Below are 24,147 nucleotides of genomic sequence, written 5' to 3'. Positions count from 1 at the left end.
AAAAGTCTCCCTGGTACGGGTGGCTGGGGGTTGGCACCCAGTCTAGCCGCCCGACGGCCCGCCCCGCGGCCCGGCGCCCGCTAGGCGCCTACCGGCTCCCCCGACTCGCTTCGCTCGCCGCGGGTCCCTCGCCCGCTAGGCTGGGCGCAACCGTTCCAGCGCGGCTTCGGCCTCCCGCAGCGACCGGTCCTGGACGGCGAACTCCGCCCCGTACAGCATCCCGTAGGCGAACGCGTTGCGCCCGGCCTTCCGGCCCCGTCCCGTGCTGCGCCGCAGGTACCTCTGGAACATCACGCTGTCCCGGTGCGTCCCCAGGGCGTCCTGCACGTCCGTTGCCAGGCGCATGTGGGCGGACGGGCCGGGGCCGACCTCGAAGCCCGCGGCCTGGTCCGCGTCCCCTCTCCCGGGCCCGACATCCCTGATGTTCACGGACTTGACGGCGTACCGCAGCCGCTTCGCGGTCTTGCGGACCTCGTGCAGCAGTTCGATCCTGTCGTCGCGCACCTCGGCCGCCGCGGCCCGGCCTGCAAGGTCCAGGACTTCCGCGATGCCGCGTTCCAGCCGGGCCTCCAGCACCTGGCCCGCCGGCCCGGCCGCCACCAAAAGCAGTTGCGGGGCCTGGGCGAAGGCATCCAGGTCATCGAACAGCGCGAAGTACTTGGCGCCACACATCCGGTGGCGCAGCCGGGCCAAATGGTCCTGGCGTTCGGCTTCCTTGCCGGCCCACAGCTTCTTCTCCACGGCGGCCGGAATGCCCTCGGGCACCGCTTGGCACCGCTTGGCGGCCAGGTCGCGCATCACTTCGGCGTCGCGAGTGCCTCCCAGTGCCCGGCCCAACCGGCGCAGCCCGTCCTCCAGCCGCCGGCAGGCCTCGGGGGCGAACAGGTCGCCGTAGATCTGCAGCACGCTACGAAGGGTGCGGGTGGCGATGCGCATCTGGTGCACGGCGTCCTCCGCGTCGCGGCGCACCAGCGGGTCCCAGTGCTTGAGCGTCTCCAGCCCGGACCGGAGCGCCGCCGTCAGTACGACGGCGGCGCTGGGTTCATCGGTGCTGGGCTTGTCGGGGCCGGTTTCTTCAGGTTCGGGCTCCTCAGGCTCGCCGGGTTTGGGTTCCTGCGGCCGGGGTTCCTTCGGCGTGGGTTCCCCGGGACCTGGCTTCTGGGGGCCGGGTTCTTGGGGGGCGGTCCGGGGGGCGGTTTGGGGCACCCGTCCGGGGGCGGGGTCCGGCCGCCGTCCGGGACCCGCGGCCTCCAGCACCCGGCGCAGCTTGGACACGTGCGTGCTGGGAGCCGCGCCCGCTTTCAGCAACACGGCCTCCACCCCGTCCAACAGGTCCTCGCTCCCGGCCGGCCCCAGCTCCACCTCCCATTCCCGCCAGACCAACTCGGCGCCTCCGACCGCGCGGGCACGGACCTCGTCGTCGCAGAACTCGGCCAGCAGGGCGCCCACGCCGCTGAGCAGGCGCACCACGGTCCGTTGGGTGCGGACGCGGGCCACCGGGCGCAGCGGATCGGAGCGCGTGTGGACCCTGACCACGTCCAGGACCGCCTCCGGCACGTTGGCTTCCTGGCCGCCGAGCGGGAAGTGCGTTTCCATTCGGCCGCCCACGGCCGTCGACTTAATGTGCCAGCCCTCGTCCGACCCGCCGAGGCGGCGGCGGAGAGTGATCTTGCGTTCACCCAGGATCCCGCCGCCGGTGTCGAAGTAGTCGGCGCGCAGCTCCACCGGGGGAAACCCGATGGCCGTGGCGACACCCGGCACGGCGGCGAAGTCCGGAACCGGAACCGACCCGCCGACGTCGTACTTCCGCTCGATTTCCAAGTGCGAATGCGCTTCCATGCGGCCATTATCACCGCCGCCGGGCACGGCGGCCACGGGTATTTCCCGCGGCCTTCAGGAACGGGGCAGGTCCGCCGGCAAGGCGGCGAGGTCGGGGAAATGCGTGGCCAGCTGTTCCGGCGTCAGGCAGGCCCGCAGCAACTGGTCCGCGTGGTCCTCGTCGGAGACGTAGGCGATCAGGTTCGAGTTCCGTCCCACGGCCAGTTCGCGCCCCACGTCGATGGTGATGGAGACCAGCATCCGGTAGTAGCGGCGGACGGTCTCTTCCCACCCGTGCCGGCGGGCGACGGAGGTGAGCGCCTCGCTCCAGAGCTCGGAAGCGGACTCGTCGAACAGCTCCATGGAACACCAGTGCCACTCCGGCGGGTTCCAGCGGGTCGAGTAGAAGTTGCTTCCGTCCTCCGCGGGCTCCTCCTCGAGGTCCTCCCCCAGCAGATCATCCAGGGATTCGGTGTCCTCCTCGGCCGCGGAGGCGTCCACGTTGCCTTCCTCGGCTTCGGCTTCGGCTTCGGGGCCGGCCTCGTGCAGGATGATGTCCTCGGTGCCGGAGACCACGACGTCGTGGAGTTCGGATTGGAAATCGGAGCCGTCCTCCGAGAATCCGCCGCGGGTGTCTTCCGCGGGCGCGGGATCTCCGGCGGGTTCCGGCTCATCCTCGGGGACGGGCGCGTTGAGGCGAAGGTCGCGGCGCAGGGCCTGTTCGGAGTTCAGGGCCAGGACGGGCAGTTCGATCCGGGCCGCGGGCTCGGTGGACACTCCGTCCAGGGCCACGGCGTAGAACACGTCGCCGGGATGGTTGTCGATGATTTCCTTGGCCTGGCGCAGCGCGGACTTCCGGATCGCTTCTTCCAAGGCTGCCCAATCTACTCCCATGCCGGAACTCTACCCCCGTCTGGGCCGCGGCTGTAGAGGCGATCCGGGGCGCGCGCCTGCGGCCCGGCGGGGAGCGGAGGGGTAGGATCGACGCGCCCGGACAACGGGCTCCAAGACCGAGGGGATCCGCCTGCCATGACCGACACCCGTAGCTTGCCTTCCGGCCAGTCAGTGGTCCAGAACCTTCCGTGGCGCTGGGGTGTTCAGGGGAAGATCTTCGTGATCGGAGGGCTGGGCTTCATGTTCGATGCCTGGGACGTCTCCCTCAACGGCGCCCTGATTCCGCTGGTGATGCAGGAATGGTCGCTGGACAGGCCGACGGCGGCGCTGCTGGGCACCGCCAACCTGATCGGCATGGCGCTGGGCGCCTTCGTCTGGGGCACCATAGCCGACAGGGTGGGGCGCAAGACGGCATTCACCTGGACCCTGCTGATCTTCTCCATCTTCACCGTTGCCGGGGCGCTGGCCCCGAACTTCGCGCTCTTCGCGGCGTTCCGCTTCCTGGCCGGCTTCGGCCTGGGCGGCTGCGTGCCGGTCGACTACGCGCTGGTGGGCGAGTTCACCCCCACCCGCCAGCGTGGACGGGTGCTCACGGCAATGGATGGCTGGTGGCCGGTAGGCGCGGCCCTGGCGTTCTTCGTTTCCGCCCTGATCCAGGCCTCCACCGACAATTGGCGGCTGATCCTGGCCGTGATGGTGCTGCCCGCGTTCCTGGTCTTCTGGGTCCGCCGCGGCGTGCCCGAATCCCCGCTGTACCTGATCAGGCGGGGACGCCAGGACGAAGCGCGGCGGGTCATCGACGACCTGGTGCGACGCACCGGCACCCCGGTACAGGAGTATGAGCTCCCCGCGGCCGTCGGCGCCCCGCGGCTGTCGGCCGGTTCCTGGGGCGAGCAGCTGGTCAGGGTCTGGGCCTTCGGCTGGAGGACCACCCTGGCGGCCTGGTCGCTCTTCTTCACCGTCCTGCTGGTCTACTACCTGGCGCTGACCTGGATGCCCTCGATCCTCACCGACGCCGGCATGGGCGGCGTCGCTGCCCTGTTCAGCAGCGCCGGCATGGCCGCCGTCGGCCTGCTGGGCGTGGGGGTGTCCGCGCTGCTGGTGGAACGGACCGGACGCAAGTGGCTGCTGGGCGTCACCGGCCCGCTCAGCGCGCTGGTGCTGGTGCTGGTCGCCCTGACGCTGGGGACCCCGCAGGTGGCGGTGGCGTGGCTGCTGGTGTTCGGCTTCACCGTCCAGATCGCCATCCCGGTGCTCTACACCTACGTTTCCGAGCTCTACCCCACGGAGCTGCGCGGGTCCGGCTTCGGCTGGGCCTCGACGTTCAGCCGGGTGGGCGCCGGGTTCGGCCCGCTGGTGTTCGCCATCGCCTGGCCGGTGTTCGGCCTGGCCGCCACGTTCCTGGTCGCCGCGGGCCTGGTCCTGCTCGCCGTTGTCTGGATGGCGTTCAACGCCCCGGAAACCACCGGCAAGGTCCTGGACTAGAGGCCGGGCCCCGCCGCGAGCGAAGCGAGCGGTAGGAGCGGTGGGAGGCCGTTAGCTAGTTCGCGGCCTGGACCGCGAGCCGGCGCAGGGTCTCGATGAGCAGGGCGCGTTCCTCGACCTTGATGCGCTCGTGCAGGGTTTCCTCGGTGTCGTCCGGCAGCACCTCCACGGCCTTCTGCGCCAAGATGGGACCGGTGTCCACCCCCGCGTCGGCGATGTGGACGGTGCAGCCGGTGACCTTGACCCCGTAGGCCAGGGCGTCGCGGACGCCGTGGGCTCCCGGGAAGCTGGGCAGCAGGGCCGGGTGGGTGTTGATGTAGGTGCCGTCGAACGCGTCGATGAACTCCTGGCCCACGATGCGCATGAACCCGGAGGAGACCACGTAGTCGGGGGCGTAGGAGAGGCACTTTTGGGTCAGGGCGTGGTTCCATTCGCCGCGGTCGGCGTAGTCCTTGAAATTCACCACGAAGGTCTCGATGCCGGCGGCGGCGGAACGTTCCACCCCGTAGGTGCCGTGCTTGTCCGCGCCGACCGCCGCGATCTCCACATCCAGTTCACCGGCCTTGACGGCGTCGATGACCGCCTGGAGGTTGGAGCCGGTGCCGGAAACGAGAACCACGATGCGCATGGGTCCCAGCTTATCCGCCGCGGGACCCGCGCCGAGCGCCAGCGAGGCGTGGGAGGCGGGTAAGCGTTATCCGCCGCGGGACCCGCGCCGAGCGCCAGCGAGGAATGGGAGGCGGGTAAGCGTTAGAGGGGTCCGGGCGCAGGGCGCGCACCGGCCCCCGATCCTCGGGGCCTGCGGGCCGGTTCCGCTTTCCGGCCTCGGGACGGACTCAGTCCTCGAAGTCCTCCTCCGGGACCTCCTTGTCCCCGGTCCAGGCGTGCTGGCTGCCGCGGTCTCCCCCGTCAGCGCTCCTGAGGTGGATGGCCGCCTCCGGGGTGGCCACCAGGAAGCTGAACGATTCCTCCAGGTAGAGGTGCACGGTCTCGTCGTCGTGCCCCTGGTAGCCCAGGGACAGGTCCTGTCCGGCCTCGAAGCGGAAATCGCCTCCACGCAGGCTCAGCACGACGGCGCCCGTGATGCCGGGCACCCACACCAGGGGGCCCTCCAGGATGCTGGTGAGGTGCTCGGAGAGCAGGTATCCTCCGCGTTCGGTGGCCTCGACGACGGCGGTGTAGTGTCCCGGGCCCAAGGCCAGCCCGAACGGGCCTCCGATGCCCGCCTGGCGCAGGACGGACACGGCGTGCGCCACGCGCTTGGGATAGTCATTGAAGTCCTCGACGCGCGGCACCGGCGCGTGGGGCGTGGCCTCGGTGATGCCGATGATGCCGGCGTTCTCCCAGCCGTGGAAAACCGCGGTGTTCTCCGCTGCAGCGATGCGCAGCGCGGCGTCGTCCAGCCCGGGTAGGGAAGCGTCGAAGACCCCGCGGTCGATGTCCATCAGTTCCGCGCGCGATACTTCGAAGTCGGCCCGCACCTCCACGAGCGGAAGCACCCGGCGGCGCAGGGCACGCAGTCCCTCCTGCGGACCGGCCAAGGCCTCCACGCGCCCCAGCGGCGTGGCCGAATACTCCCAGCCCAGCGGGCCGAAGAAGTCCACCAGTTTCCGGGCCCCCAGCGCCACCGAGAGGCGGGACGTGGCTTCCCGGTCCAGGAACCGCCACCCGGCCTCGGAGATCGGGGCGTTCTCCCGCAGCAAATGGTTGGTGCTCACCTCTGGCCCTCCTTCAGGCTTCCGATCCCCAGCGAGGCGCCGGCATCCGGCCGCCGCGCCCCGCCGCCGTCCGTTCCCCCGCTTTCGACCGCGTGTTCGGCCGCGCTGGCGTTGGCGGCAATGTCTCCGTCCCGGAAGAGCACGCCGCGGGCGATCTCCCGCCACACCGGCTTGGCGCGCAGCAGGAACTCGAGTTGCATGCTGAAGTGCTTGTACTCCTCGACCTGGGAGTTCTCCATGATGGACCGGGCGACCGGGTCCTGTTCCAGGGAGAGGCGCTGTTCGTACCAGCCGATCGCCTCGGCCTCTTCGGTCAGGTTGGCGCACATGCGCGCGAACGTTCGCACTTCGGCCGACAACTCCCCGGCCGGTTCGTGGTATTGCTCGAAACCCATGCTGGACCCTCCGTCCATGGTGGGCCCGGCGGACTTGTCAGGCCCACTGCTCAGGTTAGACCCGGGGGGTCACGAGGGCTACCCATGGCCGGGACCTCGCCTCAAACCCCGTTAGGGCCAGTTCCGGATCACCAAGTCCTGCCCGTCGCCGGCCGGAAGCGCCAAGGCGGCCAGGTAGCCAGGCAACGGGGCCTCCAACTCACGCGCCGAACCGTCCCAGTGGGGACTCCCGGACCGCGCCTTGAACAGCACCTCGCGCCGGACCCACTCCGGCGCGGCTGCCGGGTCCTCCAGGTCAGCGACCCGCTGCACGTCCACCCCCACCGGACCGCGCCCGCTGAGCGCCACGACGATGAGCAGCCCGGAATGCGACACCGACACCCAGGGCGCAGCCCTCCCGGGGTTCACGATGCGGGGCGCACCATGGGGAGCGCCGCATTCCTCGCAGGTGCGGTCGACGACGACGTCGGCCGGAGCGATGCCGGAGTGGGATGCGACGGCCGCGCGCAGCAGCGCCGCCCCCACCATGGACCTGCCCCGGTCCGCCGGGCGGTCCAGTGACTCCAGCCGGGCCTGCTCGGCCGAGTCGAGCATGCCCAGGAGCCCTTGCCCGGCCGCCGTGAGCGACGACCACCACACGAACGCCATAAATCACCTCGCCTTGCCCTAACATGCTTTGCTTAGGCTAACCTTAACGCCCGTGACCCAAATTCCTGTGCGAGGCCTCACCGTTGCGGCCCCCCGCCACGATTCCTTGCTGGAGCCTGGCTCCGACCCCGCCCGCGCGGGGCGGCCCGCGCTGCTCACCGCGTCGGGTGACGCCGTCTCCCACGGCGACCTGCGCGCCGCCGTCGCACGGCTGGCCCGCCACCTGCCGAACGCCGCGACGGGGCGCCGCCTCGTGCACCTGGCGCTGCGCCCCGACCTGGACAGCGTCGCCGCCTACCTCGCGACGCTCGAGGCCGGCCACGTCGCACTGGTGACTTCGGACGAGCCTCGGGCGGCCGCGATCCTCGACCGCTACCGGCCCGACGTGACGGCCACAGGCAACCCCGAGAAGCCCTTCCGACTCGACTCCCCCACTCCGCGCCACGTCCTGCACCCCGACCTGGCGCTGCTGCTGAGCACTTCCGGCAGCACCGGCTCCCCCAAGCTCGTCCGGCTCTCCCGCCGGAACCTGGCCAGCAACGCCGCCGCCATCGCGAAGGCGCTGCACCTCACCGAGGCCGACCGGGCCATCACCAGCCTCCCCCTGCACTACTGCTTCGGGCTGTCGGTCCTCCACTCGCATTTGGTCGCCGGCGGATCCGTCGTGCTGCACGAGGGCTCGGTCCTCGACGGGGCCCTCTGGGACGCCATCGACGGCCTCGGCGTCACCAACCTGGCCGCCGTGCCGCACATGGTCGAGCTCATGGAATCCACCGGCGTGCTCGAGCGGGACCATCCCTCGCTGCGCCTGATCGCCCAGGCCGGCGGCCGGATGCATCCGGACCGCGTCCGGCGCACCGCGGCCCTCGGTCGCGAGCACGGCTGGGGACTGTCCGTAATGTACGGCCAGACGGAGGCCACCGCGCGGATCTGCATCCTCGATCCTGCACTGGCCGCCAACAACCCCGACGCCGTGGGCCGCCCCGTCGACGGGACCTCGCTGAATCTGGACACGGCCGTGCCCGAGGCGGCCGACGGCGCCGGCGAGGTCGTCGTGCGCGGCCCCGGCGTCATGATGGGCTACGCCGAACACCCCGACGACCTCGCGCTCGGCGCAATGCTGACCGAACTGCGCACCGGCGACCTCGGGCGCATCGGTGCCGACGGGCTGCTGCGGATCGTCGGGCGGCGCTCCGGCTTCGTCAAGGTCATGGGCGTGCGCATCGACGTCTCCGCCGTCGAGCAGGCCTTGGAGACAGCCGGCCACGCCGCGTGCGTGGGCGGGGACGGCACCCGGCTGCTCGTGGCGGTCGAACCGCGGCCCGGCCGCTCCGCCGACGCCACCGCCGCCGACGCCCGGTGGGTAGCAGGCCGGACCTCGGGGCTCGGTCCGGCCGCGGTCGCGGTGGCCGTCGCCGACCTGCCGCGCCTGTCCAACGGGAAGATCGACCGGCCCGGCAGCGCGGAGCTCGTGCGGGCCCACGCCGCCGCGGACGCCAAGGACGCCCCGCCGGGTGCCGACCCCGCGGCCGCGGACGTCGCGAAGGCCGTGTCCCATGTGCTGGGCACGGACTCCGTCGACCTGGGCCGCTCGTTCGTCCAGCACGGGGGCGATTCCCTGAGCCACGTCCAGGCCTCCGTCCGGCTGGAGGGCCTCGTCGGGCCGCTGCCGCGCGGATGGCACCATCGGCCCCTGTCCGAGCTCGCGGCCTTAGTCGCCCCCCAGCGCGCTGCCGCCTCCCCCGCGGGATCCGACGGCGAGGGCACCCCCGCGCGCGGCTGGCGGCGCTGGGCGTGGCGCACCGTGGAAACCTCGGTCCTCCTGCGCGCGCTGGCCGTCGTGGCGATCTGCGGATCCCACGCGGACCTGTTCGACATCATGGGCGGGGCCCACCTCCTGCTGGCCATCGCCGGCTTCAACGCGGTCCGCTTCGGGCTCTCCGTGCCCAGCGTGGCCGGCCGGTGGCGGGCCACCGCCCGGATCCTGGTCGGCGTGGCCGTCCCCACGATGCTCATCGCGCTGTTCGGCATGCTTACCACCGGCCGGTACGGGTGGTCGAACATCCTGCTCAGCCACTGGCTGATCGGCGACACGACCGAAGGATCCACGCGCAACGAGTACTGGTTCGTCGACGCCCTCGTCGCCAGCCTCCTGGTGCTCACCGCGGTGCTCTCCGTCCCCGCCGTCGCCCGGGCTTGGCGGGCCGACCCCTGGCGCGTCGCCGCTTGGCTCACCGCGGCCGCGCTGGTGCCCCGCTTCGTCATCCTGGCGATGACGGACGACTCGATGGCGCCGTCGATCATGCCGACCACCCTGTGGCTGGTCGGCGCCGGCGCGGCCGCGGCCTACGCCGACACCCGCCTGCGCCGCTGGCTCACCGTGGCCTTGGCCGTCATCGGCGGCGCGGCGTTCTTCCCCGACCAGCCGATGCGGGACGTGGCCATCGTCGCCGGCTTTGCCGCCCTCATCCTCGTGCCCCGGGTGCGGGTCCCCGCCCGGCTGATACCTCTGGTCGGCCTGCTGGCCGCCGCATCGCTATACATATACCTGGTCCAGTTCATGGTGCTGTCCGCCTTCGAAAACGACGTCGTCGAGACGGTCGCCGCGCTGGCGGCGGGGTGCCTCGTGTGGCGCTTGGCCGACCGCCCGATGCGGCGCCTGCAGGACCTGGTCCACCCTCCCACCCGATGAAACGAAAGCGCCCCATGACCCAGAACCGCCGTCCCCTGCTCGCCCTGGCCCTCGTGCTGCCGCTGCTCCTGACCGCCTGCTCCGGCGGCCCCGCCGGCGAGGACACCTACGCACCGCAGGCCGACACGCTGCAGATCTACTCCGCCCAGCACATCGAGGTCACCGAGGCCGTCGCCGCCGCCTTCACGGAGGAGACCGGCATCCCGACCCAGGTCCGCGACGGCCAGGACTCCTCGATGGGGCACATGATCGTCCAGGAGGGCGAATCCTCCCCGGCCGACGTGTTCCTCACCGAGAACTCCCCGGCCATGACCGTCGTGGAGCGGGAGGGGCTCCTCGCGCCGGTGGACGGCCCCACCTTGGACCAGGTCCGCGACGGCCTGGCCCCGTCCTCGGGTCTGTGGGCGCCGATCGCGGCCCGCTCCACCGTGCTGGTCTACAACCAGGACCTGATCAGTGAGAAAGACCTGCCGTCCTCGATGATGGACCTGGCGGACGCCAAGTGGGCAGGCAAGTGGGGCGCGGCGCCCGGCGGCGCGGATTTCCAGGCCATCGCCGCGGGCATGCTCGCCGAGCGCGGCGAGGCCGAGACCCGCGCCTGGCTCCAGGCACTGGCGGACAACGCGGAAATCTACCAGAACAACATCGCCACCATGAAGGCGGTCAACGCCGGCGAAGTGCCGGTCGGGATCATGTACCACTACTACTGGTACCGCGACCAGGCCGGGGACCAGCAGGGCAGCGCGAACACGCAACTGCACTACTTCGGCGGCGAGGACCCCGGCGCGTTCGTCAGCCTCTCGGCCGGCGGGGTGCTCGCCTCCTCCGACATGCCCGAACAGGCCCAGCAGTTCCTTGAGTACGTGACCGGACCGAAGGGCCAGCAGGCCCTCGTCGACAGCGGCTCGATGGAATACGCGATCGGCACCGGCCTGGAGTCGGATCCGGCCCTCCCGCCGCTGGAGAAGCTGGAGGCCCCCACGGTCGACGTCTCCACCCTCAACTCCGACCAGGTGATCAAGCTGATGACCGATGTCGGGATCCTCTAGCACGCGCGGGGTCACGGTGGCCGCGGCCCTGGTTGCGGCCCTGACCGTGCTGCCGCTGCTCGTCGCCCTTCCCGGCGCGCTCTCGGAGGGCCCGGCCCGGGCCGCGGAATACCTGTTCCGCCCCCGCATCGGAAACCTCCTGGCGAACACCGGAATGCTCATGGCCGTCACGGTGCCTGCCTCCGTAGTCGTCGGCACCGCCTCCGCATGGCTGGTGGAACGCACCACGCTGCCCGGAGCCGCCTGGTGGCGGACCCTGCTGCTGGCGCCGCTGGCCGTGCCCTCGTTCGTCAGCGCGTACGCCTGGGTAACGGTCGCCCCGGGCCTCACCGGCTTCGCCGGGGCCGCGCTGGTCACCACGCTGGCCTACTACCCATTCGTGTTCCTTCCCGTCGCGGCGCTGCTGCGCGCCCTGGACCCGGGAGATGAGGAAGCGGCCCGCTCCTTGGGCCTGTCCCCGGCCGCCGCCTTCGCCCGCACCGTCCTGCCCCGGCTGCGGCCCGCCCTCAGCGGCGGAGCCCTGCTGGTGGGGCTGCACCTGCTCGCCGAGTACGGCGTGCTAGAGATGATGCGGTTCCAGACCTTCACCACGGCGATCATGCAGCAATACGCCGTAGGCTTCAGCGACACCTCCGGCAGCCTGCTCGCCTCGGTGCTGGTCGGGCTGTGCCTGCTGACCCTGCTGCTTGAACTCATCGCCCGCGGCCGGCGCCGGGTCGCCCGCCTGGGGCCCGGCACGCAGCGCCGGGCCGTTCCCCACGCCCTCGGCGCCTGGGCCGCGCCGGGGGTGCTTTTCCTCGCCGCACTCGTGGCCGGGGCCCTGGTGGTCCCGGTCGCCAGCGTGGCCCGCTGGCTCGCCGCCCCCGGCGGATGGGCAGGGCTGTTCGACGGCGACCTCCTGACCACGACCCTCGGCACGGTGGGCCTGGCGGCCTTGGGTGCGGTGGCGGCGACCGCGGCAGCGCTGCCCGGGGCATGGCTGCTCAGCCGGCACCACTCCGGCCTGACCTTGGCCCTGGAACGGGTCACCTTCGTCGCCAGCTCCCTGCCCGGCATCGTCGTCGGGCTGGCGCTGGTGACCCTCGCCGTGGGATGGGCCCGCCCGCTCTACCAGAGCGTCCCGTTGACGGTCCTCGCGTACGCCATCCTCTTCGTCCCCCGCGCCATGGTCTCGCTGCGGGCTGGCCTGGCGGCCACGCCGCCCGAGCTCTCCGAAGCCGCACGCGCCCTCGGCGCCGGCGGCGCCGGCACCCTGGTCCGGGTCGTCCTGCCCCTGATGGCCCCGTCCGTGCTGACCGGGCTCGTGCTCGTGGCCCTGGCGGTCGGGACCGAGCTGACGGCCACGCTCCTGCTGGCGCCCACCGGAACCGAAACCCTGGCCCTGGCCTTCTGGCGCGAGGCCAGCCAACTCGACTACGCCGCCGCGGCCCCCTACGCCGCGGCGATGATCGCGCTGTCCGTGCCCCTGACCCTGCTTCTGCGGCGGCAGATCCTGGAGGAGAAATGACCGAACTGAAGATCCGCGCCGTCACAGCCGGCTACGGACGCGACACGGTGCTCGACTCCGTCGACCTCACCGTGACGCAGGGCACGACAACGGCCGTGCTCGGCGGTTCAGGCAGCGGCAAGACCACGCTGTTGCGCATCATCGCCGGCTTCCATCGGCCCATCGGGGGCGAGGTGTCCGTCGGCGGCCGGACGGTGGCCGGGCCCGGTGTGTGGGTGCCACCGGAGCGGCGCGGGATCGGGTACGTACGCCAAGACGGCGGGCTGTTCCCGCACCTGTCAATCGCCGGGAACATCGCCTTCGGCCTGCCCCGGCCGCGGCACCGCCACCGGGCCCGCGTGCTCGAACTGCTCGACTTGGTCGGGCTGCCCGCCTTGATGGCGGACCGCCGGCCGGACCAGCTCTCCGGGGGCCAGCAGCAGCGCGTTGCCCTGGCCCGTGCGCTGGCCCCGCGCCCGGGCCTGATCCTGCTCGACGAGCCGTTCTCCGCGCTGGACAGCGGCCTGCGTGCCGCCACCCGCGAGGCCACCGCCCGGGCCCTGCGCGCGGCCGGCGCCACCGCCGTGCTGGTCACCCACGACCAGGGCGAGGCGCTCTCCTTCGCGGACGAGGTCGCGATCCTCGACGCCGGCCGCTTCAGGCAGGTCGGCCACCCCACCGACATCTACCGCGAACCGGTCGACGCCGAGGTGGCCGGATTCCTCGGCGACGCCATCCTGCTCGACGGCACCGCCATCGAAGGCACGGTCTCCTGCGCGCTCGGCACACTACCCGTCCAAGACGGGACGCCCGACGGGCAGGTCCTGGTCATGGTCAGGCCCGAGCAAATCGCCCTCACCCGCGCCGGAAGCGGCCACCTCGACGCCACGGTGCGCGCCGTGTCCTACTTCGGGCACGACGCCGTCGTGGAGCTCGACGGGATCGGCGGAACGCCATCCCGACCGGTGGTCGCCAGGGTCCTCGGCCAGCACGCGCCCCGGACCGATGAGCGCGTGGGACTCAGCGTCGCCGGGCCAGTCCGGGCGTTCCCCGTCGGGCCCTCCGCGGCCCAGCCGCCGACCGGGACCGCGCCGCTGACCGAGACCGCGCCGCGGTAACGGCGGTCGACCCCTCACCGACGTGCAGCGGACCGGGACGGCCGGGTCCGGAGGCCGGGCAGGGACGGCAGGAGCCCCTAGCGGCTACCGCCCTCGCTTCGCTCGGGGCGGGGCCCTCGCCCGCTAGTCTTCCAGCACCGGATCGTGCTCCAGGACGGGGGCCGCCAGGTATCCGACCACGGCGCCGACGGCCACCTCGGCCAGAAGCAGCAGGGCAGTCAGCCAGGCGTTGGGGCCGAAGTCCACCAGTCTGCCGATGCCCAGCGACCCGCTGGAAAGCCAACTGCCGATCAGGGAAAGGATCCCGGCAACGGCCCCGATGAATGCGCCCAGCAGGAGGGTGGAGGCGGACAGCGTGAACCACCGGGCCCGGGACCTCAGGCTCAGCCAGTCGTCCAGGTGGTTTTCCCCTTCGCGCAGGAAGAACCACCCGGCCAGGAAACCTGCGACCACCGGCACGAACATGAACAGCCAGGCCCGGCTCAGGTCCCCCGTGGGCAGGCTCGCCAGCACGGGCAGGGCCGGCAGCGGTCCCACCGTGGTTTCCAGCGTGCTCAGCGTGCTTCCGGTACCCAGCGAGAACCCGCCGCCGGAGACCCAGGCCAGCGTCCACACCGCCAGGTTGGGGACCATGCCCAACTGCGCCGCGGTCAGCACCGCCCCACCCACGGGGCCGGGCTTGAGCTGCTGGTAGACGTTGGAGATCTCCGCCCAATGCATCGCGAAGTCCACCGCAAGCACCGCCGCCGCCAAACCGAGGGCGGCCAGGTAGGCCAGCGAGCCGGCGCGGATTACCGACCCCACGTAGGATCCGGCCCAGCGCGAATGCTGGCTGGTCCGGGCGATCCAGGCCGCCGAGTCAACGCCGATCAGGCGCCCCCACGAGCCGGCCTCGCGGCGGGCGCCGACCACCAGGCCGGCGCCCGCCGCCACCAGCGGCACCAGGGCGGCCGCCGCGAGCGAGATCCGCACCTCCTCCGTCCGAACGGCGAAGGCGGTGACCAGGCCGAAGATCATGTACGCGCCCAGCGCCCCGACCAGGCCCTGCCACAGCTGGTCGGTGTAGGAAGCGCGCGCGATGCGGCGGCCGGAGCGCCAGGCCAGGAAGAACGGCAGCAGGGTCAGGCCCAGCGGGGTAAGCGTCAGGGTGCCGGTCAGGACCTCCGGCGAATCCGCGTTCAGCGGGATGCTCAGCTGGAGCGGCACGCCGTGAATCATCAGCCAGGCCTGCCCGCCGAGCTGGAGCACCGAATCGAGCGTCCGGTCCGCGAACCCCTGGCTGAACCACACGGCGACGAGCGGCCCCAGCACCAGCAGCCCGGAAAGGATCGCGCACTGGAGGAACTCAAGGGATCCCTGCAGCCACAGCGGCATCGGAAACCCCTCCTCGAGGTATCCCCGCAGTGCCGTCCCGCGAGACCCCGCCGACGGCTTGGCAGCCGCCGCGGGCCGTCCCGGCCGGGTCCCGGTGGGGGATCCCGGCGGCGCGCCGGCGTGGGGCGCGGCAGGCCTCTCCGCGCGCGGGGCCTTGGGGGCGCCGGGGCGGCGCCCCGCCTTCGGGGCTCCCCGCCGGCTGGAACCCTCGGGGTCGGTGCTGCGCTCGTCTTTCATCGTTCCCATGGTGCCACCCCCGCGCGCGGCGTCCGGCCAGCGACGCGGGGCTGGGCCCAAGCCGTCCGCCGGCGCCGTGGCCGAAATTCATCCGCGCCGCGCCGCCCGTTCACCGCGCGGCCACGCACGCGGCGCAGGCTGGGCCCGTGAGGGTCGCAGTAGTTGCCGAATCGTTCCTGCCGCACATGAACGGGGTCACCAATTCCGTTCTCCATGTCCTGGCGCACCTGCGCGAGCAAGGCCACCAGGCGATGGTCATCGCCCCGGCCGGGGCCGAACCGGGACCGGAGTCGGTCGAGGGGTTCCCCGTGGTGCACCTGCCCGCGCTGCCGCTGAACGGCTATCCAACGGTGCGGGTGGCCGCGGGCAGCGTGCTGCGCGTGCGCCGGCTGCTGGCCGGATTCGCGCCGGACGTGGTGCATCTGGCCAGCCCGTTCGTGCTGGGCTGGCGCGCCATCCAGGCCGCGGAACAGCTGGGACTGCCGTCGATTTCCGTTTACCAGACCGAGGTTCCCGCCTACGCCGCGCGCTACGGGGCGCCGTGGCTGGAGCCGCTGCTGTGGAACCACGTGCGGACCCTGCACGAGGCCTCCACGGTGAACCTGGTGCCCAGCACGCACTCGATGGGCCAGTTGCGCGGGCTCGGGGTGCGGCGGACCCACATGTGGCGGCGCGGGGTGGACACGCAGCGCTTCCACCCCTCCCGGCGCGGCACCTCCGGGGGCGCCGCGTTCCGGGCCCGGGTGGCCCCCAACGGCGAACGCATCATCGGCTACGTGGGACGGCTGGCCGCGGAAAAGCAGGTCGAGGACCTGGCGGTGCTGGACGCGCTGCCGGGCACGCGGCTGGCGATCGTGGGGTCCGGGCCGCTGCGCGAAGGCCTGCGCGACGCCCTGCCGAACGCGCACTTCGCCGGATTCCTCGGCGGGGAGGAGCTGGCGGAGGCGGTGGCCGGGTTCGACCTCTTCGTGCACCCCGGCGAGGCGGAAACCTTCTGCCAGACGATCCAGGAAGCCATGGCCTCCGGCGTGCCGGTGGTGGCGGTGGGCCGGGGCGGGCCGGTGGACCTGGTGGATTCCTCCCGCACGGGCTGGCTCTACGCGCCGGGCGACCTCGCGGGCCTGCGCGCGCGGGTGGAGGACCTGGCGTACGACGACGGCAAGCGGCTGGCGTTCGGAGCGGCGGCGTACGCGGCGGTGCGGACCCGGACGTGGCCCGCGGTGTGCGCGGAACTGGTGGAACACTACCGCCGGGCGGTCCAGGTCAAGTCGCGACAGCTGGACGTGGTGGCACGCGGCGTGCTCGCACGGTAGGACCGGGCCGGCCTATCGGCCTGTTAGTCCTTCGGGTAGCCTTCCCTGCGGCGCAGGATGACCGGCAGGACCACCAGAAGCAGGGCCATCGCCAGCAGCACCACCCCTCCGATGACCAGGGCCGCGGAATCGCCGAGCAGCACGTCGGCGATGAAGGTGACGCAGGCGGACACCAGCAGGCCGGTCCCCACGAGGGCGATTTGCACGATCCGGTGGCCCTGCTTGACCGTGATTTCCTTGATGTTCTGGCGGAACAGCCTCCGGTGGATCGCCACCGGAGTCATGTTCAGGCCGGCCAGCAGCACGGAAAAGGCAAGCAGCACCAGGTAGAAGCGGACCTGCACCGGGCCAAGCTCGTCGAACCGAGACTGGAAGGGCAGCGTCATCAGGAAGGCCGTGGTGATCTGGACCCCGGTCTGCATCACGCGCAGTTCCTGGAGCAGTTCGTTCCAGTTCCGGTCCAGCATTTCATCGAACGTTTCCGAGCGGCCGCGTTCGGCGTCACCGGCCCGCGCCTGGCGGGACAGTTCCGCTTCGGATGTAACGGGCGGTTCCTCGTCGGATTTCATGCATCCACGCTACCGGACGGCACCGCGTGCGCGGGTACCGTCCGGAGCCGCCGGGTCAGGAGGAAGGGCGGATGTTGGCCAGCAGTTGTTCGAACGGCAGGGACTCCATGGCGCCGGTCCCCCGACCCGCCGGAGCCGCGCCCTCGACCGCCAGGGCCAGTTCCCTTCCGGCACGTTCCACGCGGTCGGCCAGCGCCCCGCCCCCGGTGTCCCCGCCCCAGTCCTCCGTGGAGGCGAAGACGCCGGTGGGCACCACGGCTGCACGCAGGTAGGCAAGGACCGGACGCATCGCGTAGTCCAGGACCAGGCTGTGGCGGGCACTGCCGCCGGTCGCCGCGAGCAGCACCGGCATCCCCTCCAGGGCCTTGGGGTCCAGCACATCCAGGAACGACTTGACCAGCCCCGAGATGGAGGCGGTGAACACCGGCCCCACGACCACCACCGCGTCCGCGGACGTGACTTGGGTGATCATCTCCGCGAGGCGGGGCGACGCATAGCCAGTGACCATGTTGTTGGCGATGTCCGCCGCGTAGTCGCGCAGTTCGACGACGGCCACGTCCGCATCGATCGCGCGTTCGGCGAGCGCGCCGCGGGCGGCCTGGCCCAGCCGGTCGCCGAGCATGCGGCTGGTGGACGGGACCCCGAGGCCTCCGGAAACAACAACGATGGACTTGGCCATGGTGGGCACCCTTCAGTCGATTTCAATGCAATTGCATGTAAAAACCACAACGGTGCCGTTTTCATTCCCGGGGGTTCAGGCCGCGGCCCGGCCCCGGCAAGGCTTCAGACGCGGCGACGGCGGACAGCGGCAACGGCGGGCACCTTCCGGTGTCCCGCCGTCGTTCACTGCCCGGCCCACGGGCCGCGCCTTCCGGTGTTGCTACTTGGCGCGCTTAAGCGCTGGCTTACCTCGTGCGCTTGCGCGCTGGGCCTTCCTGGTGCGCTTAGGCGCCGTGCCTACCTGGTGCGCTTCCGCGCCTGGGCCACCGGGTCGGTGGGCATCTCCATATCGTGCTTCGCGCGCTTCTCCGCGCGGCGCTGCTTGATGGTTTTGCCGGTCTTTTTGTGCTCGTGTTTCTGCGGAGTCTTGTCTGGCATGGCACACCTTCTTCGGCTGGAGCCTTGCGTCGGGTATCGACGTCACCAAACTACGCCTGTTGCCGTGGGATGCAATCCCCCGCCGCCACAAAAATGTGGGGTCCCGGCCTTACGGAGGGAGCCGGATCTCAGCCTTCGGGCCTCACTCTTCCGGCCGGTGCAGCGCACCGTGCCAGCCGAGCCCGGCGATGGGGTCCTGCCCGGCGGCGATGCGGTCCAGCACCTCCGGATACTCGAGCTGGCGCAGGTCCGGGTCCGCGAGTTCTTCCCAAGTCCGTGGGGCGGCGACGGCCGGGCGGAGGCGCCCCCGGAGCGAATAGGGACACACGGTGGTCTTGTGGGGCATGTTCTGGCTCCAGTCCACCAGCACCTTGCCTCCCCGCAGGGACTTCTTCATCTCGGACACCACGCGCTGGGGGTGGGCGGACTCGAGCTGGAGGGCGACCTCGTGGGCGATCCGGATGGATTCCTCCGCCGTGGTCCCTTTCTTCAGGCCCGCGTACAGGTGGATCCCCTTCGACCCCGAGGTCACCGGAAGCGCGGCCAGCCCGCGCTCGGCGAGCGCGTCCCGGCACCAGTGGGCCACTTCGGCGACCCCGGCCAAGTCCACTCCCGCACCGGGGTCGAGGTCGATGACGAGGCGGTCCGGGGCGTCCGGCGAGTTGTCCGCGCCCATGCGCCACTGGGGCACATGGATCTCCAACGCGGCCCGCTGCGCGAACCAGGCCAGGACCGCCGGGCCGTCCACCACGGGGTAGGTGTTGGTGTGGTCCTGATGGCGGAGGTCGACGCGTTGGATCCAGTCCGGTGCCGAGTCCTCGAGGTCCTTGCGGAAATAGGACTCCCCGGGGTGGGCGGCCGTGCCGACCCCGTCCATCCAGTGCTTTCGCGTGGCCGGGCGCCGCGCGGCCTGCGGCACCAGCACCGCGGTGGCCTCCAGGAGGTAATGGGCAACATCCGCCTTGGTGGTGCCGGTGGAGGGATAAAGCACCCGGTCGGGGTGGGTGAACCTCACCTGCCGTCCGGCGACCTCCAGCGTGTCAGCCGGCGTCAAAGCGCTCGTCGGAATCCTTGCGTGGCCCCGTCTCGTCGTTGCCGCTGCCGTTGGGCAGTTCGTCCGGGCTGGCGGAGGGGACGTGGCGGGGATGCTCCGGGGGCACCTGCCGGGTGGCGCCCTCTTCCTCGGCGCGTTCCTCGCTGCCTCCGCCGCCGGCGGTGTGCTCCGGTTCCGGCGTCACGTTTTTCATGGCGTTCTCCTCACCTGGTGGGCGGGCTCATGGCTGGCGCGGTGGTGGCCCGCTGGTCCAACCGTAGTTGCGTTGGCGCTCATGCGGTAGGGACTCCTTCCGCGGCCCGGGCAATCTGCTCGGCCCGGACCGCGGCGGCTTCGGCGGTGAGCGCGGCACCGGCTTCGGCGTCGCGGGTCAGGTTCTCCCCCGTCCCCGGATCGAAGATGTGTACCCTCCGGGTATCCAGCCAGAGCCGGGCCCGTTGGCCGCCGCGCAGCTTGCTGTCGGCATCGAGGGTGGCCACGATTTGGGGCCGCAACTCTTCGGCATCCATGTCGCGGGCCAGTGACTGCAACAGTTCACGCACCTGCGGGGTGGGTTCGAAGTTGATGTACCCGTACTGCTCGCTGCCCAGCCACTCGGTGTGGGTCAGGTCCGCCTCAAAGACCGTGCCGTGCGGCAGCTTGGCCGGCTCGTACAGCGCCGCATCCTCGAAGAATTCCGGACGCACCCCCAACAGCACCACTCCCCTGCCCCGGGCAACCTCCGCGCGCTCGGACACCACCGGAATGTCCCCCACCGGAGTCCTGAACACGTTGCCCTCCAGCGTGGCCGGCAGGAAGTTCATGGAGGGGCTGCCGATGAACCCGGCGACAAACAGGTTCACCGGCTGTTCGTACAGTTCCCGGGGTGAAGCGATCTGCTGCAGGACCCCCTTCTTCAGCACCGCCACCCGGTCTCCCAGGGTCATCGCCTCGGTCTGGTCGTGGGTGACATACACACTGGTCACCCCCAGCCGGCGCTGCATCTGGGAAATCTCCGAGCGCATCTGCCCGCGCAGCTTCGCGTCCAGGTTGGACAGCGGCTCGTCGAAGAGGAAGGCGTCCGCCTGGCGCACGATCGCCCGGCCCATCGCGACGCGCTGGCGCTGCCCGCCGGAGAGGTTGGCGGGCTTGCGGTCCAGGTGCTCGCTCAGTTCCAGCGTCGCGGCCGCCGTGGTCACGCGTTCGCGGATCTCGGCCTCCGTCAGTTTGCCCTTCGCCAGCCGGAGCGGGAAGGCGATGTTCTCGAACACTGTCAGGTGCGGGTAGAGCGCGTAGTTCTGGAACACCATGGCCAGGTTCCGGTCGCGCGGGGCGGCCTCGTTGACCCGTCTGCCGTTGATGAGCAGGTTCCCGGAGGTGATGTCCTCCAGTCCCACGATCATGCGCAGCAGGGTCGACTTGCCGCAGCCGGAGGGGCCAACCAGGATGATGAACTCGCCGTCGGCAATGTCGATGCTCACGTCGTTGACCGCCGGGAATCCGTCGTCGTACTTCTTGACCAGGTGGTCCAAGGTGATGGATGCCATTGCACGGGTCTCCTTTGCTGGGGTGGGGTCTCAGGCGGGATGGGGGCGGAAGCCTGCGGGCGCCGTCGTCGTCCTTCGGCCGCGCCCCATCCCCTCGCCGCGCGTCATCCCTTCACCGCGCGTCATCCCTTCACCGCGCCTTGGGTCAGGCCGGAGACGATCTGCCGCTGGAAGAGCAGGACCAGCAGCACGACGGGGATGGTGACGATGATGGCGGCCGCGGAAATGGCGCCGGTGGGGGATTCGAACTGGGAGGCGCCGGTGAAGAAGGCCAGGGCGGCGGGGACCGGCCGGGCGGCCTCCGTCGAGGTGAGCGAGATTCCGTAGACGAAGTCGTTCCAGGCGATGAAGAAGGCGATGATCGCGGTGGTGAACACGCCCGGGGCAGCGAGTGGAACGATCGCCTTGCGGAACGCCTGCCACGTGGTGGCCCCGTCGACCTGTGCCGCCTGCTCGAGCTCCCAGGGGATCTGCCGGAAGAACGCGGCCAGCGTCCAGATGGAGATCGGCAGGGTGAGCGAGAGGTAGGGAATGATCAGCCCCGCCCAGGTGTCGTAGAGCCCGATCATCCGCCACACGTTGAACAGGGGTGTGACGATCGAAATGACCGGGAAGATCGAAACGGCCAGCGCGGTGGTGAGGATCAGCTTTTTGCCCGGGAAGTCGAGCCGGGCGATCGCGTAGGCGCACAGCGTGGCCAGGACGACGGCGATGGTGGTGGCGATCAGGGCGATGCCGATCGAGTTGCGCAGCGAGGAAAGGAAAAGCACCTGCGCATCGCCCACGAGGATCTGCTCGTAGTTCACGCCGGACCATTCGGTGGGCAGGAACTTGCCGGTGGTCAGGTCGCTGGGCTCCTTGAAGGAGGTGGCCAGGATGGAGGCGACCGGGAACAGTGCGTAGACCAGCACCGCGGCGGTGATCAGCGCCCAGAGCACCCGCTCCTTGGCCTTCTTGGATTGCGGGCTGGACATCATTTGCCCCCTCGGGCGCTGGTGAGGTCGACCTTGAACAGCTTGATGGCGATGAAACAAATCAGCAGGACGCACAGGAACAGCAGCACCGAGATCGCCGAACCCAAGCCGATCTCCAACCGTCCGATCGAGGTCCGGTAGGCCAGCAGCGACAGCACCTCGGTGCCGAACGCGCCGTTGGTCATGATGAACACGTTGTCGAAGATCCGGAAGGCATCCAAGGCCCTGAAGAGCAGTGCGACCATGATCGCGGCCTTCATGTTGGGCAGGATCACCCGCTGCATGCGCTGCCACCAGGTGGCCCCGTCGACCTGGGCGGCCTCGGTCAGCTCGTCCGGCACCTGCGCCAGTCCGGCCAGCAGCAGCAGCGAGATGAACGGCGTCGTCTTCCAGATCTCCGAAGCCATGATGACGAACAGCGAACTCCAGGTCCCGGCGAACCAGTTGGTGTCGGGGCCGATGCCCGGCAGCCAGGCGAACCAGGTGTTCACGAATCCGGAGTTGATGTCGAAGGCATAGAACCAGGCGAAGGCGGACACCACGGTGATGATGCCGTAGGGCACCAGGATCGCGGTGCGGACCAGGCCCCTGACCGATTTGAGGGCCTTGTGCATCACCAGGGCCAGCGCGAAGCCCAGGACCAGTTCGACGGCGACCGTCACTACGGTGATCAGCAAGGTGACGCCCAGCGCCCGCCAAAACAGCGGGTCGGTGAGGGTGACGACGTAGTTGGCCAAGCCGACGAAGGCCCGGTCCTGCGGTGCGGTGAGGCGGAAGTTGAACAGGGAGTCCCAGATGGCCTGGAGGATGGGGTAGAGCGTGACCAGCAGCATAACGACGAACGCCGGACCGGCGAGCAGCCAGCCCAGCCGCCGTTCAGCCTTGCGCCTCTGGCTCAGGACGGCCCCGCCGCGGCGCGTGGGGGACGCCGCGGGGGCGCTTTTTCGGACTTCGGTGGATGCGCTCACAGCAGCCTCTCCCCTCGGAGGACCTCCAGGATGAACTCAGAGGTCGTGGCGGGCGTCTGGTCCGTGACGTCGGACGGAGGCGCCCAGTTCTGTTGGATGCCGGTGGTGATCTCGTTGTAGTAGGGCGTCTGGGGCCGCGGGGCGGAGAGTTCCAGGGACTCGCGGATGGTCTTCGCCATCGGGAAGCTTTCGGCGACCGACGGGTCGTCGTACGCGGTGGCGTCCGACGGCGGGTTGCCGTTGGTCAGGAAGTATTCGGCCTGGTTTTCCGGCGCAACGATGCATTCGATGGCGTGGAACGCCAGGTCGGGATGCTTGCTCGCGGCGCCGACGCCGAGGTTGATGCCGCCCAGGGGCGGGGCGGGGTCCTGGCCGGCCACCGTCTGCGGATAAAGTGCCCAGCCGATGTCCTCCGGCAGCGATCCATCCAGGTTTCCGGCCTTCACCGCCTCGTTCGTGGCCGGCCAGACAAATGGCCAGTTGACCATGAAGGAACCCTTGTCACCTTGGAAAAGCAGCATCGATTCGTTTTCCGCCTGGGTGGGCAGGCCGGCGCTGCCCAGTCCCTCACGCCCGATGGTGCCGACGATCTCGGCAGCCTTCTCCCCCGCCGCGGATTCCAGTCCCAGGGTGATGTCGTTCTTGGCCGCCTCCGGATCCTCAACGATGCGTCCCCCGGCCCCTTCCACGAGCGCGTTCACCCACACCGTCATGGATTCGGCGCGGGCGCCTTGGACCCCAAGGAACTTCCCTTGGTCGCGGGCGGCCTCGATCAGCTGGTCCCATGTCACCGGCTGGCTCAGGTCCAGGCCGGCGGCCTCGGCCACCGATTTGCGGTACCAGAGCAGCTGGGTGTTCGCCCAGAACGGAACCGAGACCAGGGTTCCCTTCCAGGTGGCCCCGGCGAGCGCCCCGGCCAGGGTGTTGGCGGTGGTCGTGGCCGCGGTGGCTTCGGGAACCGGCGCCAGGAATCCTGGTTCGGCCAGTTCGGGGATGAAGGGCGGATCCAGGCTCATGATGTCCAGCGAGCTGTCGTTCGCCGCGAGCCTTCGGGCCAGCTGTTCGCGTTGGCTGGCGGCGTCGTTGGGCAGGAGCGAGGTCTGGATGGTGTAGGCGCCGTCCGCGGCCTCGGTGCACTTTTTCGCGAGGGCGGATTGTCCGCCGGCATCCGGGTTGATGTACCACGTAAGGACCGGCGGGCCGGCTTCGCTGGCACAGCCGGAGAGCAGCAGGGGTGCGAGGGCGGCGAAGGCCGCCAGCGCCGTTCCCTTGGCCCTTGCGTCCCGGACCGGGCCGTGGCGGGTGCGGCCGCCTCGGGCAGCCTGTGGCTTGGACGGACGTTGCGTTGCTGTCCGCGAATTGGGTATCGGCAGGGTGGGCATTGGCGCACTCCTCCACGTCGGTGTGGGTGGCAGGGCGGGCGCTGCGCCCGCCTGCGGCCTTCCCCCGAGCCTATGGCTCCCCCCGCCGCATTGCCACACTTGTTGTCTTCCTTCCGGGAGAATCCCGGACACGTTCCCCTCACCCCGTCGCCGCCCGTGCGGAGCGGGCGATCTTCTCCACAACAGGGCTCCCCTGGGCTTTTGGGCGGCAGCGTTCCGCGGTGGGATGGAGACCTGCCGGCGCCTGTCCAGACGACGGACTGGGGTCCGGCACCGGCAAAACCACGGGCCCCGCTACAGGAAGGAACATGATGACCATGAAAGGCATGGGCACTCAAACACAGGACAG

The 24,147-nt window shown here is 70.8% G+C and carries 22 protein-coding genes; 6 read left to right on the top strand and 16 right to left on the bottom strand.

Going from position 1 to position 24,147, the window contains the following annotated elements; all coding sequences use genetic code 11:
* Positions 1-135 precede the first annotated feature (135 nt).
* Positions 136-1,839 (bottom strand): CYTH and CHAD domain-containing protein, encoded by a 1,704-nt coding sequence (locus ABD912_RS21935; RefSeq protein WP_345154345.1) that lies wholly within the window; start codon positions 1,837-1,839, stop codon positions 136-138.
* Between the two features lie 54 nt (positions 1,840-1,893).
* Entirely contained in the window at positions 1,894-2,712 is an 819-nt protein-coding gene (locus ABD912_RS21930) for a hypothetical protein (protein ID WP_345154344.1), read from the bottom strand.
* Positions 2,713-2,847: 135 nt separating this feature from the next.
* On the opposite strand from ABD912_RS21930, the gene ABD912_RS21925 reads away from it, so the two are divergent.
* Positions 2,848-4,197, top strand: coding sequence for an MFS transporter (locus ABD912_RS21925; RefSeq protein ID WP_345154342.1), 1,350 nt, complete (start codon positions 2,848-2,850; stop codon positions 4,195-4,197).
* Positions 4,198-4,252: 55 nt separating this feature from the next.
* On the opposite strand, the gene purN is transcribed toward ABD912_RS21925, so the two are convergent.
* The 4 genes from purN to ABD912_RS21905 all read right to left on the bottom strand — a co-directional run bounded on the left by purN (position 4,253) and on the right by ABD912_RS21905 (position 6,958).
* Positions 4,253-4,825 carry a phosphoribosylglycinamide formyltransferase gene (gene purN, locus ABD912_RS21920; protein ID WP_345154341.1) on the bottom strand — a complete coding sequence of 191 codons (573 nt, stop codon included), beginning with the start codon at positions 4,823-4,825 and terminating at the stop codon, positions 4,253-4,255.
* 208 nt (positions 4,826-5,033) lie between these two features.
* Positions 5,034-5,915 carry a family 1 encapsulin nanocompartment shell protein gene (locus ABD912_RS21915; RefSeq protein ID WP_345154340.1) on the bottom strand — a complete coding sequence of 294 codons (882 nt, stop codon included), beginning with the start codon at positions 5,913-5,915 and terminating at the stop codon, positions 5,034-5,036.
* The gene (locus ABD912_RS21910) at positions 5,912-6,310 is read right to left on the bottom strand and encodes a ferritin family protein (RefSeq protein ID WP_345154338.1); all 399 of its coding nucleotides are present in this window, start codon (positions 6,308-6,310) and stop codon (positions 5,912-5,914) included. The genes ABD912_RS21915 and ABD912_RS21910 overlap by 4 nt, the downstream gene beginning before the upstream one ends.
* A gap of 111 nt (positions 6,311-6,421) precedes the next feature.
* Positions 6,422-6,958 (bottom strand): 4'-phosphopantetheinyl transferase family protein, encoded by a 537-nt coding sequence (locus ABD912_RS21905; protein WP_345154336.1) that lies wholly within the window; start codon positions 6,956-6,958, stop codon positions 6,422-6,424.
* A gap of 52 nt (positions 6,959-7,010) precedes the next feature.
* Between ABD912_RS21905 and ABD912_RS21900 the strand changes: the two genes are divergently transcribed.
* From ABD912_RS21900 to ABD912_RS21885, 4 genes are read left to right on the top strand one after another with little or no spacing between them, the layout of a single operon-like run.
* Positions 7,011-9,650, top strand: a complete 2,640-nt coding sequence (locus ABD912_RS21900; protein ID WP_345154333.1) for an AMP-binding protein — start codon at positions 7,011-7,013, stop codon at positions 9,648-9,650.
* Between the two features lie 14 nt (positions 9,651-9,664).
* Positions 9,665-10,699, top strand: a complete 1,035-nt coding sequence (locus ABD912_RS21895; protein WP_345154332.1) for an extracellular solute-binding protein — start codon at positions 9,665-9,667, stop codon at positions 10,697-10,699.
* Positions 10,683-12,206, top strand: coding sequence for an ABC transporter permease (locus ABD912_RS21890; protein WP_345154331.1), 1,524 nt, complete (start codon positions 10,683-10,685; stop codon positions 12,204-12,206). Before ABD912_RS21895 ends, ABD912_RS21890 begins: the two co-directional genes overlap by 17 nt.
* The gene (locus ABD912_RS21885) at positions 12,203-13,303 is read left to right on the top strand and encodes an ABC transporter ATP-binding protein (protein WP_345154329.1); all 1,101 of its coding nucleotides are present in this window, start codon (positions 12,203-12,205) and stop codon (positions 13,301-13,303) included. The genes ABD912_RS21890 and ABD912_RS21885 overlap by 4 nt, the downstream gene beginning before the upstream one ends.
* A 123-nt stretch (positions 13,304-13,426) precedes the next feature.
* Here ABD912_RS21885 and ABD912_RS21880 read toward each other — a convergent pair whose 3' ends face one another.
* Complete coding sequence (locus ABD912_RS21880; protein WP_425548129.1) at positions 13,427-14,677, bottom strand: cell division protein PerM; 1,251 nt, start codon at positions 14,675-14,677, stop codon at positions 13,427-13,429.
* A gap of 383 nt (positions 14,678-15,060) precedes the next feature.
* On the opposite strand from ABD912_RS21880, the gene ABD912_RS21875 reads away from it, so the two are divergent.
* Complete coding sequence (locus ABD912_RS21875) at positions 15,061-16,227, top strand: glycosyltransferase family 4 protein (RefSeq protein WP_345154327.1); 1,167 nt, start codon at positions 15,061-15,063, stop codon at positions 16,225-16,227.
* 23 nt (positions 16,228-16,250) lie between these two features.
* Here the strand turns inward: ABD912_RS21875 and ABD912_RS21870 are convergent, their stop codons facing one another.
* From ABD912_RS21870 to ABD912_RS21830, 9 genes are all read right to left on the bottom strand, one after another.
* A complete protein-coding gene (locus ABD912_RS21870; RefSeq protein ID WP_345154324.1) occupies positions 16,251-16,796 on the bottom strand; it encodes a DUF6328 family protein in 546 nt (181 codons plus the stop codon).
* A gap of 55 nt (positions 16,797-16,851) precedes the next feature.
* A complete protein-coding gene (locus tag ABD912_RS21865; protein WP_345154323.1) occupies positions 16,852-17,475 on the bottom strand; it encodes an FMN reductase in 624 nt (207 codons plus the stop codon).
* A 278-nt stretch (positions 17,476-17,753) separates the two neighbouring features.
* A complete protein-coding gene (locus ABD912_RS21860) occupies positions 17,754-17,894 on the bottom strand; it encodes a hypothetical protein (protein ID WP_345154321.1) in 141 nt (46 codons plus the stop codon).
* A gap of 142 nt (positions 17,895-18,036) precedes the next feature.
* Positions 18,037-18,948 (bottom strand): non-homologous end-joining DNA ligase, encoded by a 912-nt coding sequence (ligD, locus tag ABD912_RS21855; RefSeq protein WP_345154318.1) that lies wholly within the window; start codon positions 18,946-18,948, stop codon positions 18,037-18,039.
* Positions 18,935-19,141: a hypothetical protein gene (locus ABD912_RS21850; protein WP_345154316.1), complete on the bottom strand. Its 207-nt coding sequence runs from the start codon at positions 19,139-19,141 to the stop codon at positions 18,935-18,937. Before ABD912_RS21850 ends, ligD begins: the two co-directional genes overlap by 14 nt.
* A 79-nt stretch (positions 19,142-19,220) precedes the next feature.
* Entirely contained in the window at positions 19,221-20,474 is a 1,254-nt protein-coding gene (locus ABD912_RS21845; protein ID WP_345154314.1) for an ABC transporter ATP-binding protein, read from the bottom strand.
* 122 nt (positions 20,475-20,596) lie between these two features.
* Positions 20,597-21,448, bottom strand: a complete 852-nt coding sequence (locus tag ABD912_RS21840; RefSeq protein WP_345154312.1) for a carbohydrate ABC transporter permease — start codon at positions 21,446-21,448, stop codon at positions 20,597-20,599.
* Positions 21,448-22,416 carry a carbohydrate ABC transporter permease gene (locus ABD912_RS21835; RefSeq protein ID WP_425548124.1) on the bottom strand — a complete coding sequence of 323 codons (969 nt, stop codon included), beginning with the start codon at positions 22,414-22,416 and terminating at the stop codon, positions 21,448-21,450. Before ABD912_RS21835 ends, ABD912_RS21840 begins: the two co-directional genes overlap by 1 nt.
* Positions 22,413-23,798, bottom strand: a complete 1,386-nt coding sequence (locus ABD912_RS21830) for an extracellular solute-binding protein (protein WP_345154310.1) — start codon at positions 23,796-23,798, stop codon at positions 22,413-22,415. The genes ABD912_RS21835 and ABD912_RS21830 overlap by 4 nt, the downstream gene beginning before the upstream one ends.
* Positions 23,799-24,147: the final 349 nt, after the last annotated feature.

This window comes from Arthrobacter ginkgonis (assembly GCF_039540195.1).
Classification (GTDB): domain Bacteria; phylum Actinomycetota; class Actinomycetes; order Actinomycetales; family Micrococcaceae; genus Zafaria; species Zafaria ginkgonis.
The sequence above is the reverse complement of the archived record's forward strand: the minus strand, read 5'-3'. Positions and strand labels throughout refer to the sequence as shown.

What these genes read in the sequence shown, in the direction of transcription:
- ABD912_RS21860 (WP_345154321.1), bottom strand. Translation starts at nt 17,894, where the DNA reads ATGCCAGACAAGACTCCGCAGAAACACGAGCACAAAAAGACCGGCAAA.
- ABD912_RS21880 (WP_425548129.1), bottom strand. Translation starts at nt 14,677, where the DNA reads ATGCCGCTGTGGCTGCAGGGATCCCTTGAGTTCCTCCAGTGCGCGATC.
- ABD912_RS21925 (WP_345154342.1), top strand. Translation starts at nt 2,848, where the DNA reads ATGACCGACACCCGTAGCTTGCCTTCCGGCCAGTCAGTGGTCCAGAAC.
- ABD912_RS21910 (WP_345154338.1), bottom strand. Translation starts at nt 6,310, where the DNA reads ATGGGTTTCGAGCAATACCACGAACCGGCCGGGGAGTTGTCGGCCGAA.
- ABD912_RS21905 (WP_345154336.1), bottom strand. Translation starts at nt 6,958, where the DNA reads ATGGCGTTCGTGTGGTGGTCGTCGCTCACGGCGGCCGGGCAAGGGCTC.
- ABD912_RS21895 (WP_345154332.1), top strand. Translation starts at nt 9,665, where the DNA reads ATGACCCAGAACCGCCGTCCCCTGCTCGCCCTGGCCCTCGTGCTGCCG.
- ABD912_RS21845 (WP_345154314.1), bottom strand. Translation starts at nt 20,474, where the DNA reads ATGGCATCCATCACCTTGGACCACCTGGTCAAGAAGTACGACGACGGA.
- ABD912_RS21930 (WP_345154344.1), bottom strand. Translation starts at nt 2,712, where the DNA reads ATGGGAGTAGATTGGGCAGCCTTGGAAGAAGCGATCCGGAAGTCCGCG.
- ABD912_RS21865 (WP_345154323.1), bottom strand. Translation starts at nt 17,475, where the DNA reads ATGGCCAAGTCCATCGTTGTTGTTTCCGGAGGCCTCGGGGTCCCGTCC.
- ABD912_RS21935 (WP_345154345.1), bottom strand. Translation starts at nt 1,839, where the DNA reads ATGGAAGCGCATTCGCACTTGGAAATCGAGCGGAAGTACGACGTCGGC.
- ABD912_RS21840 (WP_345154312.1), bottom strand. Translation starts at nt 21,448, where the DNA reads ATGTCCAGCCCGCAATCCAAGAAGGCCAAGGAGCGGGTGCTCTGGGCG.
- ABD912_RS21850 (WP_345154316.1), bottom strand. Translation starts at nt 19,141, where the DNA reads ATGAAAAACGTGACGCCGGAACCGGAGCACACCGCCGGCGGCGGAGGC.
- ABD912_RS21870 (WP_345154324.1), bottom strand. Translation starts at nt 16,796, where the DNA reads ATGAAATCCGACGAGGAACCGCCCGTTACATCCGAAGCGGAACTGTCC.
- ABD912_RS21830 (WP_345154310.1), bottom strand. Translation starts at nt 23,798, where the DNA reads ATGCCCACCCTGCCGATACCCAATTCGCGGACAGCAACGCAACGTCCG.
- purN (WP_345154341.1), bottom strand. Translation starts at nt 4,825, where the DNA reads ATGCGCATCGTGGTTCTCGTTTCCGGCACCGGCTCCAACCTCCAGGCG.
- ABD912_RS21885 (WP_345154329.1), top strand. Translation starts at nt 12,203, where the DNA reads ATGACCGAACTGAAGATCCGCGCCGTCACAGCCGGCTACGGACGCGAC.
- ABD912_RS21890 (WP_345154331.1), top strand. Translation starts at nt 10,683, where the DNA reads ATGTCGGGATCCTCTAGCACGCGCGGGGTCACGGTGGCCGCGGCCCTG.